Origin of the sequence: Desulfosporosinus orientis DSM 765 (genome assembly GCF_000235605.1) — a bacterium.
GTDB lineage: Bacteria > Bacillota > Desulfitobacteriia > Desulfitobacteriales > Desulfitobacteriaceae > Desulfosporosinus > Desulfosporosinus orientis.
Window position 1 is genome coordinate 4,052,819 of sequence record NC_016584.1, and the last position, 15,049, is coordinate 4,067,867.

At 43.2% G+C, this 15,049-nt stretch carries 12 protein-coding genes; 4 read left to right on the forward strand and 8 right to left on the reverse strand.

Going from position 1 to position 15,049, the window contains the following annotated elements:
• Nucleotides 1-10 precede the first annotated feature (10 nt).
• From DESOR_RS18935 to DESOR_RS18955, 5 genes are all read right to left on the reverse strand, one after another.
• Entirely contained in the window at nucleotides 11-751 is a 741-nt protein-coding gene (locus tag DESOR_RS18935; protein WP_427854249.1) for a GntR family transcriptional regulator, read from the reverse strand.
• A 517-nt stretch (nucleotides 752-1,268) separates the two neighbouring features.
• Nucleotides 1,269-2,666: an asparagine--tRNA ligase gene (gene asnS / locus DESOR_RS18940; RefSeq protein WP_014186195.1), complete on the reverse strand. Its 1,398-nt coding sequence runs from the start codon at nucleotides 2,664-2,666 to the stop codon at nucleotides 1,269-1,271.
• Nucleotides 2,667-2,744: 78 nt separating this feature from the next.
• On the reverse strand, nucleotides 2,745-4,766 hold the full coding sequence (locus tag DESOR_RS18945; protein WP_014186196.1) for a methyl-accepting chemotaxis protein: 2,022 nt from the start codon (nucleotides 4,764-4,766) through the stop codon (nucleotides 2,745-2,747).
• Between the two features lie 260 nt (nucleotides 4,767-5,026).
• Nucleotides 5,027-5,524: a 2-thiouracil desulfurase family protein gene (locus DESOR_RS18950; RefSeq protein WP_014186197.1), complete on the reverse strand. Its 498-nt coding sequence runs from the start codon at nucleotides 5,522-5,524 to the stop codon at nucleotides 5,027-5,029.
• Between the two features lie 6 nt (nucleotides 5,525-5,530).
• The gene (locus tag DESOR_RS18955) at nucleotides 5,531-7,336 is read right to left on the reverse strand and encodes a MutS-related protein (RefSeq protein WP_014186198.1); all 1,806 of its coding nucleotides are present in this window, start codon (nucleotides 7,334-7,336) and stop codon (nucleotides 5,531-5,533) included.
• Between the two features lie 264 nt (nucleotides 7,337-7,600).
• On the opposite strand from DESOR_RS18955, the gene DESOR_RS18960 reads away from it, so the two are divergent.
• The gene (locus DESOR_RS18960) at nucleotides 7,601-8,950 is read left to right on the forward strand and encodes an ATP-binding protein (protein WP_014186199.1); all 1,350 of its coding nucleotides are present in this window, start codon (nucleotides 7,601-7,603) and stop codon (nucleotides 8,948-8,950) included.
• 13 nt (nucleotides 8,951-8,963) lie between these two features.
• Here DESOR_RS18960 and DESOR_RS18965 read toward each other — a convergent pair whose 3' ends face one another.
• Complete coding sequence (locus DESOR_RS18965) at nucleotides 8,964-9,236, reverse strand: DUF2164 domain-containing protein (protein ID WP_014186200.1); 273 nt, start codon at nucleotides 9,234-9,236, stop codon at nucleotides 8,964-8,966.
• A gap of 67 nt (nucleotides 9,237-9,303) precedes the next feature.
• Between DESOR_RS18965 and DESOR_RS18970 the strand changes: the two genes are divergently transcribed.
• The 3 genes from DESOR_RS18970 (at nucleotide 9,304) to DESOR_RS18980 (ending at nucleotide 12,033) form a co-directional block, all read left to right on the forward strand.
• Entirely contained in the window at nucleotides 9,304-9,660 is a 357-nt protein-coding gene (locus DESOR_RS18970; protein WP_014186201.1) for a carboxymuconolactone decarboxylase family protein, read from the forward strand.
• Nucleotides 9,661-9,955: 295 nt separating this feature from the next.
• Nucleotides 9,956-11,569, forward strand: coding sequence for an ABC-F family ATP-binding cassette domain-containing protein (locus tag DESOR_RS18975; RefSeq protein WP_014186202.1), 1,614 nt, complete (start codon nucleotides 9,956-9,958; stop codon nucleotides 11,567-11,569).
• A 164-nt stretch (nucleotides 11,570-11,733) separates the two neighbouring features.
• A complete protein-coding gene (locus DESOR_RS18980) occupies nucleotides 11,734-12,033 on the forward strand; it encodes a zinc-ribbon domain containing protein (RefSeq protein ID WP_014186203.1) in 300 nt (99 codons plus the stop codon).
• A 102-nt stretch (nucleotides 12,034-12,135) separates the two neighbouring features.
• Here the strand turns inward: DESOR_RS18980 and DESOR_RS18985 are convergent, their stop codons facing one another.
• Entirely contained in the window at nucleotides 12,136-12,765 is a 630-nt protein-coding gene (locus DESOR_RS18985; protein ID WP_014186204.1) for a DUF2680 domain-containing protein, read from the reverse strand.
• Nucleotides 12,766-12,915: 150 nt separating this feature from the next.
• The gene (locus DESOR_RS18990) at nucleotides 12,916-15,015 is read right to left on the reverse strand and encodes a sigma-54-dependent Fis family transcriptional regulator (RefSeq protein WP_242832360.1); all 2,100 of its coding nucleotides are present in this window, start codon (nucleotides 15,013-15,015) and stop codon (nucleotides 12,916-12,918) included.
• Between the last annotated feature and the right edge of the window lie 34 nt (nucleotides 15,016-15,049).

The window sequence follows — 15,049 nt, forward strand, 5'->3', positions numbered from 1 at the left end:
TCCAATTAGCTTAATCTTTTTTATACCATCCGTCATAACTTGTCAATTTATATCGGTCCCCCCGGTAAACGGCCTTACTCCAGCCTACGGGCTTAAGGTCTTGGTCATAGATCGTCTGCTCAATTAAGAATACTGGTGAGTTAGGGGCAATCCCGAGTATCCCTGCTTCTTCTGCCGTACAGGCCGCAACCTGGAGAACCTTTTTGGCACTCATGGGTACATACTCCGTATGGGAAGCGATAAGACCGGGCAGACTGGGATCTTTCAGTTCTGATTCCAGGATGGGCATACTCTTACTATAGATGGTATATTTAACTTCGTAGGAAAGACGTTCATCCTCAGCGGAAAGGACCGTTCGAAAAAATAAAAACCGCTTAAAATCTTCTCCTACCTGAAATTTTTCTCGAAGCTCCTTATCTGCTTTGATAATTCTTGCTTCCAATAAGGTGGTTTTATAATTTAAACCTCTTTTTTTAATTTCTTCATTAAAATCATTAAGTTCAAAAACAATATTATCTAATTTAGGTGTGGCAACAAACGTTCCCCTGCCTTGCTGGGCATAGACCATACCTGCCGACACTAATTCTGCAATCGCTCTTCGCACCGTCATGCGGCTGATTTCGAACCGGGAAGAGATTTCATGCTCAGTGGGCAGACATTCCCCCGGTTTGAGATCCCCTCTCCGGATTTGTCCTTCGATGAGCTTATAAAGCTGATAATAGATGGGAATCACTGAATTCTTGTCGATCATTTCTGTTTGAATCACCAAAAACACCTATTTCTAACTGTAATTGTCTATACAATTGAACTTTTGGCTAATTCTAGCATGCCCCTTTCTGGGTGTCAACAGGTCATTGACGGGGTGTTGACAGTGCCGGTTACCCTCTCTACTCTATCCTGAAAAATGGAACCCGAAAGCCCCAAAACAGTCTAAAGTACCCGTGGACCCGAAAGTAAGGGCAGATTCGTCCATAGAAGCGAACCCATTGCATGGAGAGGCGGTAAAGCCCACAAGACGGCGCGGGTGAACGGAGCCACAGGTTAACATCAGGTACTACCCGGAGGTTTGGCGGAGTCCCGCGCCGGCGAGTGGGCGAGCCTCGGAATGCTGCGGTGAGCGGATATGGCGAAGCTGCCCGACCCCGGGAGCACTCATTTTCATCGTCTGATGGTACAGCGGAAGGGCATGGGTGTCCACCCTGTTTTTCACCCAAAAAGTAAAACATCCCCACTCCACTGTTAATGGTGAAGGAGGATGTTAAGCTCAACTAAAACTCACAGAAATTTGCCGTCCTGGGGAATGCGATGACATCCCGGATATTAGACATTCCTGTCAAATACATGATCATCCGTTCAAAACCCAAACCATACCCGGCATGGTTTACGCCGCCATAGCGCCTAAGGTCCAGATACCACCAATAGTCTTCTGCACTTAAACCCAATTCCTGCATACGGCTTTCTAAAACATCTAAGCGCTCTTCACGCTGGCTGCCGCCGATAATCTCACCCACCCCGGGAACAAGGAGATCCATGGCTGCTACCGTTTTCTGATCTTCATTTAAGCGCATATAGAATGCTTTAATATCTTTCGGATAATCCGTAACAAAAACCGGTTTTTGGAAAATCGTCTCAGTAAGGTAACGTTCATGCTCAGTCTGCAAATCCATTCCCCAGCGTACAGGATACTCGAATTTTGCCTTCTCTTTTTCCTTTTCCAGGATTTCTACAGCTTCAGTATAAGTAGTGCGGACAAAGTCTGAGGTTAGAATATTCTCTAGACGTTTAAACAAAGACTTATCCACAAAATTATTGAAGAAGGCCATCTCCTCAGGGGCGTTGTCTAAAGCATACTGAATGAGATATTTCATCATTTCTTCCGCTAAATTCATGTCGTCCGCAAGGTTAGCGAAAGCAATCTCCGGCTCAATCATCCAAAACTCTGCGGCATGCCGGGCGGTATTAGAGTTTTCAGCCCGGAAGGTTGGTCCAAAAGTGTAAACATTGCGAAAGGCCATACAATAGGTTTCAACATTAAGCTGACCGCTTACAGTCAGGCTGGTAACCCGCCCAAAAAAATCTTTGCTGTAGTCCACATTCCCTTCCTCATCTTTAGGAGGCTGAGCTAAATCTAAGGCTGTGACCTTGAACATTTCTCCGGCACCTTCAGCATCGCTCCCCGTGATGATTGGAGTATGTACATAAACAAATCCCTTTTCCTGAAAAAACTTGTGAATAGCATAGGCTATCACCGACCTCAAGCGAAAGACAGCAGCAAAGGTATTGGTACGGGGGCGCAGGTGGGCAATGGTGCGCAAGTACTCGAAGGTATGCCGTTTCTTTTGAAGGGGGTAATCCGCAGCTGCTATGGAAAGAATCTCAATGGTTTCAGCCTTTAACTCAAAGGGCTGTTTTGCTCCCGGTGAAGGAACAAGCTCTCCTTGAACGCGGATGGCAGAACTGATTGAGAGCTTGCCAACTTCAGCAAAGTTTTCGAGACTTTCTTCAAAAACCACTTGGATGTTCTGAAAGAAGCTCCCGTCATTAATTTCTATAAAACCAAAGGCTTTAGAAGTACGCAGGGTGCGGACCCAACCGGATATTTCTACTTTCTGGTTAAGAAACCGATTTGTCTCTCTGTAAATTTCTTTGACAGTTGCCAATTGCATTAAGCCTTCCTCCTGAAAGTCTGTTGTTACATGTCATTATTTCCTAATTCTTAATTATACCTGATCTAGATTCTAACATCAAATTTTGAATCTCTGGCTTTGATTCTTTAATGCTTCCATTAAAGCTACTAACTCTCCAATATTCTCAACAATCGTACGGATTGTCCCACTCACGGCATCCATTGATGCCGCCATTTCCTCTATTGCTGATGCATCTTCTTGGCACATACCTGAGATTTCAGAAACCGACTTGTCTATAACTCCAACCATCTGCACAACTTGCTGAACTTCACCTTCCATTTCCCCAAGAAGCTGAGCAGTTGATTGAGTACCTTGTGATATGTCCGTAAATTGCCTTAGGGCTTGTTCTCCAATCTCTATCTGGTCTTGAATCAAATGCCCTGCTTCTTCCGATACTTGGGCCGACTTTTCGGCATTAAGAGCCACTTGGTCGATTAACCCGGCAATCTTAGCGGCGCTTTCTTTCGATCCTTCAGCCAATTTACGGACTTCTTCAGCTACTACAGCAAACCCTCGCCCTGTTTCACCGGCTCGAGCAGCCTCGATGGCAGCGTTAAGAGCCAATAAATTCGTTTGCTCTGAAATTCCGGTAATGATTTGCGTAATTCCCCGAATGTCCCTCGTCTGTTCTTTAAGGATTTGACTCTCTGTTTGAATTTCTTCCACTTTTTTGGCAAAGGTCTGCATTTTAGCTGCCAGCTTGTTCATAATCCCCTCTCCGCTGGCTGTCCGATTGGTGACATCCTCCGTACCGGCTAGGATTCCCTCCATATGTTGCGCCAAGGCTTGAACACTTTGATTGATTCCTTCACTTTGCGCACTCATCTCACCCGTTCGATAGGCAATAGTCTGTGCTCCATTAGCGACCTGACTGACGCTCTTGCCTATTTGCTCAGTGCCTTGTGAAGTTTCATCGATGGCTGCGGAAATCTCTTTAGTTGAATTCTCCACCTGCCCTATTGCTTGATTGATGGATATTAGTATTTCTTTGGTGTTTCCCAGCATACTTTTCATAGCCAGGGCCAGGGTTTCCAACTCTCCGTACCATTTTGTCTGAATATCAATGCTTAAATTTCCTGTCGCCAGTACACCTGCATCATTGGTTAGCTGAAGGATAGGACTGGTTAGACTTAAAGAGACAAAATAACCTGCTGCTATTCCCAGGACCAAGACGCCTAAGCCTGCCAGCAAGATAGAACGTTTTAAGGCGCTAAGTTGTTGTACTATTTTTTCCCGGGAAACTACGGTTTTTATGTACCCCTTTATTTCGCCGCGATAATCTCGAAAAGGAATGAGGGAGACACTGAACCTGCCGTCTTCACTCTCTGTAAATTGAGCGTCCCCATTCTTGAGAGCTTTAAGCATACTTTCTGAAACAGGATAAGAATCTGAACCTGTACCCGCCAATAATCCGCCATTGTTCTTCACCTTCTCAATTTGTGAGGCTGAAAAATCAAGAAGATAGATGTAATAATCACCTGGTTTTTTCTTTTGTAAAGCTTTTAGAAAATCTTCGCCAAAGTCCATACCATATTCTGCAGTACCAACCCATTGATCTTGATACTGAATCGGTACTACTACTCGAAATCCATAGCCTTCAACCCCTTCTTCCAGCCCTTCCACAATTCTATGTTCTTTATTGGCTGTCACCACCGTAGGCCGAATACTGGAAAGGTCATCCCCTAATTTCTTTGGAGCATGGGCGCGGTAGAAAGAAACAGCCGGAGAGAGGTGAAACTGAAGTTGGCTGAAGCCTTCCTTTTTTATCTCATCAAAAACAGGTTGAACAAGACGTGCTACCTCTGCCCGGTCTCGTTGGGCAAAGGCCTGGGCAACCTCAGGATTTTTGGTTAGGGACAGCACCGAGGACCTGGCTCGATTTAAGCGATTGGTAAATTCATCGTCTATCCCTTGCTCCACAAGCTTTTCTGTTTGAACTTCACTGGTTCTAAGGAGCTTTTTGGCATTCCAAAAACTTATTCCGGATATAGCTGTTACAACGAGAATAACAACTAGACTGGTAACCACTGTAATTCGAGTTTTAATAGACATGGAACCAATTTTCTTCTTGGTCGGCATAGAAAATCTCCCCTGTTCATTAGTAGATTTTGCATGAGCTCAAAATAGTTGCGGACATAAATTAACCTCGAAGAGAACATAACTCTCCGAGGCCTATGCTTAAGCCTTTTATCTCATCACCAGCAATAATAAGCCAACCCCTTTCGAAAACCGACATTATAATTCAAAATTTTTAGTTAAAAGTATAATACACTTAGAACATCAAAATTAAATGCAATAGAAATGACAAAAACTATGTCTTTTAAAAGACATAGTTTTTGTCATGACTTATCATATCCTTGGTCTTGGCAAAGCAGCTCTTTCAGCCTTTCCTCGTTTAAATCTTCTTCTGAATAAATTGGGATATTGTGTTCCTTCAGCAGAGCGGCTGTGACGCCCTGACCGGGAATTCTGGAGTGGCTAAAGCTGCCGTCATAAATATGGTTAACTCCGCAGGAAGGGCTTCTTTCCTTGAGAATGGCTGCGGATACCTTAAACATTTTAACGAGTTTAAGAGTTTCCTGAGCCCCTCTGATAAAATAACCGGTAACCGCTTCCCCCTGTTCTCCTTTAATAAGGCTTCTTCCTCTCAGAACCTCCTGACCGGTTCCCTGAATAATCTCTACGGGTTCCCTGGGAGTAGGCAAACCGCCCAACTGTTCCGGACAGACAGGGATAAATCTTCCCCATAAGCAGTATTTCTGCAGCAAAGAATGAGCATTTGACTCTCCGTTATACTTTGTATTTAAACCAAGCAAACAGGCACTTACTAAAATCATGGTTTTTTACACTCCTTCAACCTCGATACCAGCCATTTTAATCAGATACATAGCGTTGCGGGTTGTTGAAATTCCAAGGCGAAGTTTATAGTCAAAATGTATTTCATCATTTTCGTAATACTCACGAAAATGAAAATTGCGAATCCCCCCCCTGCTTTCCTTTTCCATATCTCCCAGCTCCAAGTCGTGAGTTGAAACCATGCCCATGGCCCCAGCTTTACTCAATTGCCGTATCAAAATCTTGGCTCCTAAATGTCGATCCTGGGAATTCGTTCCTTTGAATATTTCATCTAAAAGAAAGAAAATATTCCCTTGCTCTTTGGTAGCCAGAACAATCTGTTTTATTCTTAACAGTTCTGCGTAGAAGGAAGAAATGCTTTCCCCTAAATTGTCACTAACCTGCATGCAGCTGTATAACTGCAGCCGGGAACAGCTAAAACTCCGGGCGTACACCGGTGCTCCTGCATAAGCCAAAACCAGATTAATACCTACTGTACGCAGCAGCGTACTTTTCCCAGACATATTAGAGCCTGTTATTAACAAGATTCCGGAGTGTTTATCAATGGTAAGGTCATTACAAACGGCCCCCCGCAAAAGAGGATGTCCCATTCTCACAGCCCTAATTCCTGACTCTGCCGGGTTAATTTCGGGAAAGGTCCAATCCGGATGATCATAATGAATACCGGCCAGACTGGATAAGGCCTCAAATTCGGCAATCGTTTCCAACCAGCGGCCAAGAAACCGGCCTGATTTTTCTTTCCAGGATTCTAAAGCAATCATGCACTGGATGTCCCAGAGGGTCAGGATATTAACGATTAAAAAAATAGCATTATCCCGGTTGGCTATCATGTCCGTTATAGCGGCTAGTTTTTTGATTTGTTGAAACGCAGGGGTTCCTTCACGATTAGGTAAACCCTCTTTCAGATCCTGTAAGTACTCTGCCTGAAAAGAGCGTCTTTCGATTCTCGCCAACATTTTCTCATAGATTTTAATGCTTTCCTTATAAGGATAAACCGCCTTTAAAGCCTTTCCCCTCTGTTTGCCTGCAAAAAGAATTAGTGACTGAATGATAATACCCAACAATGGGTACCAAAATGATAGCTTACCTGTCAGCAAATAAATAAGCAAAAAGCTAATGGTCACTATGGGCAGAGCCCGGGCCAAAATCAAAACTCTAAGCCGCAGGTAGCTTTCATCGTAGGTTTTGGCCCATTGGATGATTCCTTGAGGGGAACTCATTAACCCTTTTGCCATACAGGCTTCCGCCAAAAACCGCTGCCGCCAGGAAAGATTTTTAGAAAGTTCTCGTACAGCCTCTTGCCGGCTCAGGATTTTTTCCCCTTCACTGGGACCTGCTGTCAGCCACTCTTTCAGGGTTTCCCGGCCTCGAAAGGTTTTTGCCGTATTAATCCATTGAAAGAGTGAATTCAGGCCAAACAGGTCTAAATCCTCAGAAAAGGGATGATCGGCATTTTTAAAGTCTTCTCCCTTATCGGGAAAGGATTTCCACTCCCCCGCCAGGCGCTGCAGGGATTGAGCATAGTTTTCAAAGAGGATTTGCCGGTAAAGATGCTTTCTTCTTAAACTTTGATGCCAAAAGACCAGCCCTATAAAAAGGATGACCGTAAGCAGCACCATGCCTATGCCCAGGGAACGGCTGTAAATGATATAGAAAAACACTCCCAAGCTCAGACCAACTAGGGAGAGGCCCAATCTTATGTTGCTTAGGCGATTAATCCTTCGATGCAGCTCGCCTGCTTGCTGGGCATAAAATTCTTTGCGTTTTTCGTAGCGTTCTTTGAGACCGTTCAAATTGGTTCCTCCTGCTCAATTAAAGTTTAGCTCTCTCTCATCTCTACCTTTAAACAGGATTGCTATTTTTTATCATATTTTATTTGGAAATATTATGCAATATTAATTACTGTAACGAAAGTTCTCCTTGCCAAAATCAGCTTACCAAGATTTTTTAAATTATAGTGTTATAGCACAGATTGTAGTAAGATAGTGAATTAGATTAGTGTTTTCCAGAAAATTATGTAGGATAAATGCACAAGCTACTTTTAGGAGGACTTAGCCATGGAACAGAACAAAGCAACACTACTAGCTCTGGATTCCCTTTCCATTTACAGAGGCCTGTTGGAGGATCAGGTTCTCAGCAAACTGAAAGCTCTCCTCCATTGTCTGAACTCAGGCGGCCCAGCAGCTGTTCAGCTCAGCAAGGTTGTTAATGGATATAATGAGTTTTTCTTCGCCTTAGCAAAAAGCGGAATGACGTCCTTGACGCAATACATCCTTGACTTGCTGATATTTGATGAAAATCCCTTTTCCTTTGCCTGTCAAAGGGGTGAAGAAACCGGCTGCCAAAGTATTCTGGACAAGGCTGTGTCTCAAGATTTAGCAAATCTGCAGCGGGTGGCCGGGCTAAACGTGAGTGTTTTCAAAGCTGAAATCGCCGAGCTGTTCTCATCAGAGATAGACAAACTTGTAATAATAGCTCTTCCCGAATGGACAGCAGGATACCAGCCTCTCTGCTGCCCGGAACATATCCAGGACATCAAAGCCCATTTTTACCGTGCTGAAGATTGGGTCCAGTGCCTGGACGAACTCAAGACTTTCTACCAAAATTACGGCTGCGGGGTATTCGCACGCTATTATGCTTTCGTCTGGGAAAAAACCACCGGACAAGGTTACCTGAAAGGAATTGATAAACCGGACCCCATCAGCTTAGAGCAACTGGTGGATTATCAATACGAGCGGAATAGGGTCATTGAAAACACCCTCCAGTTTCTGAATGGTTTTCCGGCCAATAATGTTCTCTTATACGGTGACAGGGGGACAGGAAAATCCTCAACGGTCAAAGGCATACTCAACCGCTATCATTCTCAAGGGCTGCGCATGATTGAAATCCCCAAAGCTTATCTGGCTGATTTTCCCTTGATTATTCGGCAATTAAAAAACCGCTCCCAAAAGTTCATTATTTTTGTTGATGACCTGGTCTTTGGCGATAATGAGGAAAACTATACCTCTCTCAAAGCGGTTCTGGAAGGGGGATTAGAAAGTAAAACCCCTAATATCCTGATTTATGCAACTTCCAACCGCCGGCACTTAGTCAAAGAATACTTCAGCGAGCGAGCCGGTTTACAATCAGGCAACCATGATGAAGAAGTACATGCCCGGGACAGCATGCAGGAAAAGCTTTCCCTCGCCGATCGTTTTGGCATTAATGTTGTCTTTTCTTCGCCGGATCAAAACCAATACCTGGCTATTGTTAAAGGCATTGCTGAGGCCAGAAATCTTAACGCAGACTGGGAACTGCTGCGCAAAGAGGCTTTGCAATGGGCACTTTGGTATAATGGCCGCTCTGCCCGCACTGCTAAACAGTTCGTGGATTGGTTTGAAGGGCATGTTAGCCTTGGTAATCAGTGATTAGTCGTTCTCTTTACCGGAGAGGCTTCTCAAGGGCCAACAAGTCTTCAACTCGTTCATTCATATAACTGTAAGCATCTTGGATTCCATGATTATAGAGATGAGGACCTATGGTATTAATAATAAAATCCAGAAGAAGTTCAGCACCTAAATTACCCAGGTCTTCATCCCTCTCCTTCCAGAAATACCCTTTGAGTTCCTCAACAAGCTGTTTGCGAGTATCTTTATCAATATTTATCTGCATTTTCATAGTGCTCATTCCTTTCGATAGTAAGTTAGCCGGCATAAATGCTCCTTACGAATAAATAATTCTTGATTGGATAATAATGCAAATACAGAAAGGAGACTGCAAAATGGATGACTATTTTGACAACCTGGACAGTACTGAAGTTAACTTAAAGTATTTTACAGAACACCATGAGAATATTTATGATGCCTATGAAAAATACGGCCAATTGATCCATAAGGATGGCGGCCCTTTAGATGAGAAAACTTGTTGGCTGATAAAAGTAGCCCTCTCCACTGAGTGCCAATACCCCCGGGCCTTAAGAACCCACATTTTAAAGGCCATACGCAGCGGCTGCAGCAAAGAAGAAATAGAGCATGCCATTCTCTTAGTGGCTCCCAGTGCAGGTTTTCCTCGCACTATGCAGGGAATATTAATTTTGAGGAACCTTTTAGGTGAAATAGAAGGAAATCCCATTCATTAAAACGGCATCATCAGAAAATGAAAACGGAAGCGTACGTGTCGGGCAGCTTCTCCTACATCCTGCAAGAAAGCTAATTCGTGCAAAGACAGTGTCTGCAAGAAGGGTAATCCGTGCGAAGACAGTGTCTTCGTGTTACCCAGCATTCCAAGACTCGCTTAGTTTTTCCCAGCCCCTTGCCTTTTTCTGCAATGGTAAGAGGGCTTTAAATATGCTCTTAAACTATACCTTATTGTAATATAATGATATACTATATTCTTAAGCTTAGGCAAATCTAAATATAAAGGAACGATTAATAATGATAAGTACCAGTAGGGTAACGTTAAGATTCGGCAAACGGGCCTTATTTGAAGATGTTAATGTGAAATTTCTCCCCGGAAACTGTTATGGTTTGATCGGTGCAAATGGTGCTGGAAAATCCACTTTCTTGAAAATTCTATCCGGTGAAATCGATCCTACCAATGGAGAAGTTAGCGTTACCCCAGGAGAACGTATCGGCGTATTAAAGCAAGACCATTTTGAATTTGAAGAATTTGAAGTACTGAAAACCGTCATTATGGGGCACTCCAAGTTATACGAAATTATGGAAGAAAAAGATGCCCTCTATGCTAAGCCTGATTTTTCTGAAGAAGACGGAATGAGAGCTTCCATTCTGGAAGGTGAATTTGCCGAACTTAACGGCTGGCAGGCTGAAGCGGAAGCCTCGGAACTCTTAATGGGCTTAGGCATCAATAAAGACCTGCAGGCTTGTAAAATGAAGGAACTCAGCGGTAATGAAAAAGTCCGGGTCTTATTAGCTCAAGCTCTCTTTGGCAACCCTAATGTTTTGCTACTGGACGAACCTACCAACCATCTTGATCTTCAGTCCATAACCTGGCTGGAGAATTTTCTCTATAATTATGAGAACACCGTTATCGTTGTATCCCATGACCGGCATTTCCTCAACAAAGTCTGCACTCATATTGCGGACATTGATTTCGGCAAAATTCAGCTTTACGTAGGCAACTACGATTTCTGGTATGAATCCAGCCAATTAGCCTTACGATTAATGAGAGAAGCCAATAAGAAAAAAGAAGATAAAATTGAAGAACTGCAACGATTTATTCAACGCTTTAGTTCGAATGCCTCTAAAGCCAAGCAAGCTACTTCCCGAAAAAAGCAGCTTGAAAAATTAACCTTGGAAGATATCAAACCCTCCTCGAGAAAGTATCCTTATATTGCTTTCACTCCCGACAGAGAAGCCGGCAATAATATCTTAGAAGTAAAAAACCTAACCGTCACGATTGACGGTGAAAAAATCCTCGACAACATTTCTTTTCTTGTTAACAAAGGCGACAAAATTGCTTTTGTCGGACCCAACGGCGTAGCAAAAACTACCTTGTTTAAAGTTCTAATGGGGGAAATCACTCCCGACAGCGGTGAGTTTAACTGGGGTATTACTACTACCCAAGCTTACCTGCCTTTAGATAATTCCTCCTATTTTGATACGGAATTAAATCTGGTGGACTGGCTGAGACAATTTTCCAAAGATCCCGACGAGTCCTTTGTCCGTGGGTTTCTGGGCAGAATGCTTTTCTCAGGGGATGAGTCCTTGAAAAAGGCAAGCGTTCTTTCCGGGGGAGAAAGGGTTCGCTGTATGCTTTCCCGCATGATGCTCAGCGGAGCAAACGTCTTAATCTTTGATGAACCTACCAACCACTTGGATATGGAATCAATCACGGCTCTCAATAATTCATTGATTAATTTAAATGGCAATATTCTCTTTGTCTCCCAAGATCACCAGTTCGTCCAAACTATTGCTAATCGTATCATTGAAATAACCCCTAAAGGACTCATTGACCGCCAGCTAACCTTTGATGAATACCTGGAAAATGAAGACGTAAAAGCACTTGTTGAAAAAATGTATGAATAATTTTAAACTTTTTATTGACTTCTTTGAAATATTTGGTATAATGATCTAAGCTCGTAAAAAATAGTGGATTTAAGCAAACCTTCATTATTACCTTAGACTCCGGGAAGAAGTTGGTGAACTTGCCATGAATAGCAGCGGGTAATAATTTTTGGAGGTTTTTTTATATGTTTAACGACAAAATTCTAAATTGTAAAGATTGTGGCCGGGATTTCGAATTCACGGCATCGGAGCAAGAGTTTTACGCAGAAAAAGGATTCACCAACGAACCTGGTCGTTGCCCAGAGTGCCGTGCGGCTAAAAAAGCTCAAAACCGCAACGGTGGATTTGGCCGTCAGCAACGTGAAATGTTCCCAGCTGTCTGCGCTTCTTGCGGAAAAGAGACAATGGTTCCTTTCCAACCATCCGGTGACCGCCCTGTCTATTGCCGCGACTGCTTTCAACCACGCTCACGCAGCAATTGGTAATTAAACAAAGATTAATAAAGCCTTCCTGGACTTTTGTCCGGGAAGGCTTTTTAATTGCCTTTTCTCAGCCGGTCAACACGTTGGAAGACAGAGTCTTTTTATTTACTGGACATTGGTTGTAGAGGACGTGTCTGAAGACGTACTTTGGTCAGGAGCTGTTTTATTGCCCCAAGAACGATCGCCATGACCGCCATGCTTACCCATAGGCATACCCATGCCGCCCGGTACAAAAGTACCATTCTTCATAGCTTCTACCTGAACTTTTAATTGGGCCAGAGCGGCATCGTGCCAAGTTTGAATTTGCTCATCCGTTAATTTTCCATTCTCTTTCATGGCCTCGACTTGCGCCTCTATTCGAGCTTGAGCAGCTTCACTCCAGGCTTGAATCTGTTCCTCGGTCATTGGTTCTTTGCTAAAGAATTGCTTCGCGTTATCAAGCATTCTTAAATCCTTGCCACCCATACCGGGGCCAAAGACCTTCCCCTCCGCTAAGGCTTTATCACTGGCTTCCTGGCGTTTGTCAATGGATTTTTTCATGATATCCGCCTGTTCGGCTGTCCTAAGCCCTGCGTCCACTTCTTTGTCAATGATTTGCTTTTGGATGCTAAACATTTGCTGAGTTAAACTCTTAATTTCATCAAGTTTACTCGTATCTGTTGCCCCAAAAACAGCTGTTGTACCTCCGGCTAACAGCACAGCACTAAGAACCCCAACTGCGAGCTTCTTTTTCATACAATTCCTCCCTTGATGTTTTATCCGACCTTTTCTATGTATCTTGATCGGTACATTAGTATGATATCCCGGAACTATAGAAAATTTGTGAAATCGACTTTAAGAAGTTGTGTGGATTAAGTAAAGAAACTGTTGGCATAAGGTTAGCGATCACCTGTTGGGGAGCTTAATATCGTACTTACGTATTTTTTCATATAGCCAAGAACGAGAAATACCTAGAAGTCTGGCAACCTCGGATTTATTTCCATTCGTTTTAAGAAGAGCCTTTTCCAACGTTTCTTTGTCCAAATGTTCATGAGCATTTCCCAAGTTCCACTCTTTTGATTGCTTTATTCGATCCTCTTGCTTTTGTTCCCTTAGATAAAAGGGTAAATCTGCTAGTTCCAGTAATTCGCCAGCAGCAAAATTCACCGCTCTTTCAATCACATTTTTTAACTCTCGTACATTTCCTGGCCAACGATGGGCAATGAGAGTTTTTTGCACCTCTGGTGTAACTCCTGAAATTCGTTTTCCGAAATCTTGATTAAGCCGTTCCAGGAAAACATTCACTAGAGGAATAATGTCCTCAGCCCGATTACGGATAGGGATAAGGCGAAATGAGATAACATTGAGGCGGTAATAAAGGTCACTTCGAAATTCTCCGCTCGAAACCTTTTGAAGAAGATCCTTGTTAGTGGCAGCAATGATTCGCACATCTACTTTGACTGTCTCATTACTTCCCACCGGTTCAAAACACCTGTCCTCTAACACCCTTAAAAGTTTACTCTGCAAATTTAGAGACATGTCACCGATCTCATCCAAAAAAAGTGTCCCTCCGTTGGCAATAGCAAACTTACCTGCTTTGCCTCCTTTTTGTGCTCCGGTGAAGGCTCCGCTGGCATACCCAAAAAATTCGGACTCCAAAAGATTTTCTGGAATTGCTGCGCAATTAACTTTGACAAAAGGACCATTACGATGTGGACTTGCCTGGTGAATTGCCTCCGCAAAGAGTTCTTTGCCCGTACCACTTTCCCCTGTCAGCATAATTGTTGAATTCCCACGAGCCGCAATTTCAGCTTCTTGCTTCAAACGGCGCATATCGTGGTTAACTGTAACGATTTGGGTAAATGTGACTGGCAATCTGGTTGAGCCCACTTGTTCTTTGTAATAGTTTAACTCAAGGTCCATCTGAGCGAGTTTCTGAGCAACCTCCTTAACTTCATCTAATTTCTGAAAGATAATTTTGCCCACTGCCCCAATTATTTTACCTTGGCGTACAATGGGTAGGCGGGAGACTATGTAAGGCCGACCATATATTACTTGGATTTCATTGGTTTCAGACATACCAGTTTTTAAGGTTCGCAAAAGTCGAGTATTCTCGATCACTTGATCAATTGGCTTTTGTAATAGTTCTTTTTCTCTCTTACCGAAAAATTGACATGCTGCCTCATTGACCAACGTAATTTTCCCCTGGTCATCTACTACGAAGATCGCTTCGTAGGCAATATTTGTTACAGTAAGTAAAGTCTCATACAAGCGCTTCGTTGCATCTAATTCTAAAGCAACTTGGTCAAAATCAGTCAAGGCTTGAAAAACAATCACTGCTCCTGCCCTCTCACCTATAGGGCTAATGTTGCAGAGAACAGTGACCTTATTCATTTGAGTCTGTACCCCTACTAGATGCTGTGATTGTTTTAGTACCAGACTCAAATCTAAATCCGCGAATTCACTGTCGAAAAGGCGGCCTTTAAGAATATCTTGCTTCAATCCAAGGATTTTCTCGCCAGCAGGATTGATCTGCTGAATAACATTATTATGATTCACGACGATAATTCCATTAGGCATAGCCTGATACACCGTACTTAGCTGAATAGCTAGTTGTTCCGCTTCTCGAAAAAGTGCCAAAATCATATCTACCTTGGTAAAAATACCCAGAGCCTTTCCTTTCTTATCTATTACTACACCTGTACCCACCGAACTCTGTTTTGCTCGCTGTTCTACTTCACGGTAAGGAGTATCGGCTTGAACAGTAACTACTTGAGAATTAAAATGTCCTTCGATCATTTCCGAAGATTCTGCCCCAGCCAAAAAAGCATCTAGGACGTTTGCTTTTGTAAAAATTCCTATTAAAAAACCATCTTCATCTATCACCGGCAGAGCATCCAGTTTACTTGAGCGTAAAAGCTCTACCCCCTGTTTAAGACTAGTTTTGGTCTGTAGAAGAGGAACATCTCGGGTCATCATCTGGCTCATCAACATTAAAGCTCTCACCTCGCCATTGATCTGGAAAGACACAACTTCATGG

Bases quoted from the DNA above. Each gene is read 5' to 3' on its own strand.
- DESOR_RS18965 (WP_014186200.1), bottom strand. From the start codon at position 9,236: ATGCCGGCTAACTTACTATCGAAAGGAATGAGCACTATGAAAATGCAG.
- DESOR_RS18950 (WP_014186197.1), bottom strand. From the start codon at position 5,524: ATGATTTTAGTAAGTGCCTGTTTGCTTGGTTTAAATACAAAGTATAAC.
- DESOR_RS18935 (WP_427854249.1), bottom strand. From the start codon at position 751: ATGATCGACAAGAATTCAGTGATTCCCATCTATTATCAGCTTTATAAG.
- DESOR_RS18970 (WP_014186201.1), top strand. From the start codon at position 9,304: ATGGATGACTATTTTGACAACCTGGACAGTACTGAAGTTAACTTAAAG.
- DESOR_RS18980 (WP_014186203.1), top strand. From the start codon at position 11,734: ATGTTTAACGACAAAATTCTAAATTGTAAAGATTGTGGCCGGGATTTC.
- DESOR_RS18975 (WP_014186202.1), top strand. From the start codon at position 9,956: ATGATAAGTACCAGTAGGGTAACGTTAAGATTCGGCAAACGGGCCTTA.
- DESOR_RS18960 (WP_014186199.1), top strand. From the start codon at position 7,601: ATGGAACAGAACAAAGCAACACTACTAGCTCTGGATTCCCTTTCCATT.
- DESOR_RS18945 (WP_014186196.1), bottom strand. From the start codon at position 4,766: ATGCCGACCAAGAAGAAAATTGGTTCCATGTCTATTAAAACTCGAATT.
- asnS (WP_014186195.1), bottom strand. From the start codon at position 2,666: ATGCAATTGGCAACTGTCAAAGAAATTTACAGAGAGACAAATCGGTTT.
- DESOR_RS18985 (WP_014186204.1), bottom strand. From the start codon at position 12,765: ATGAAAAAGAAGCTCGCAGTTGGGGTTCTTAGTGCTGTGCTGTTAGCC.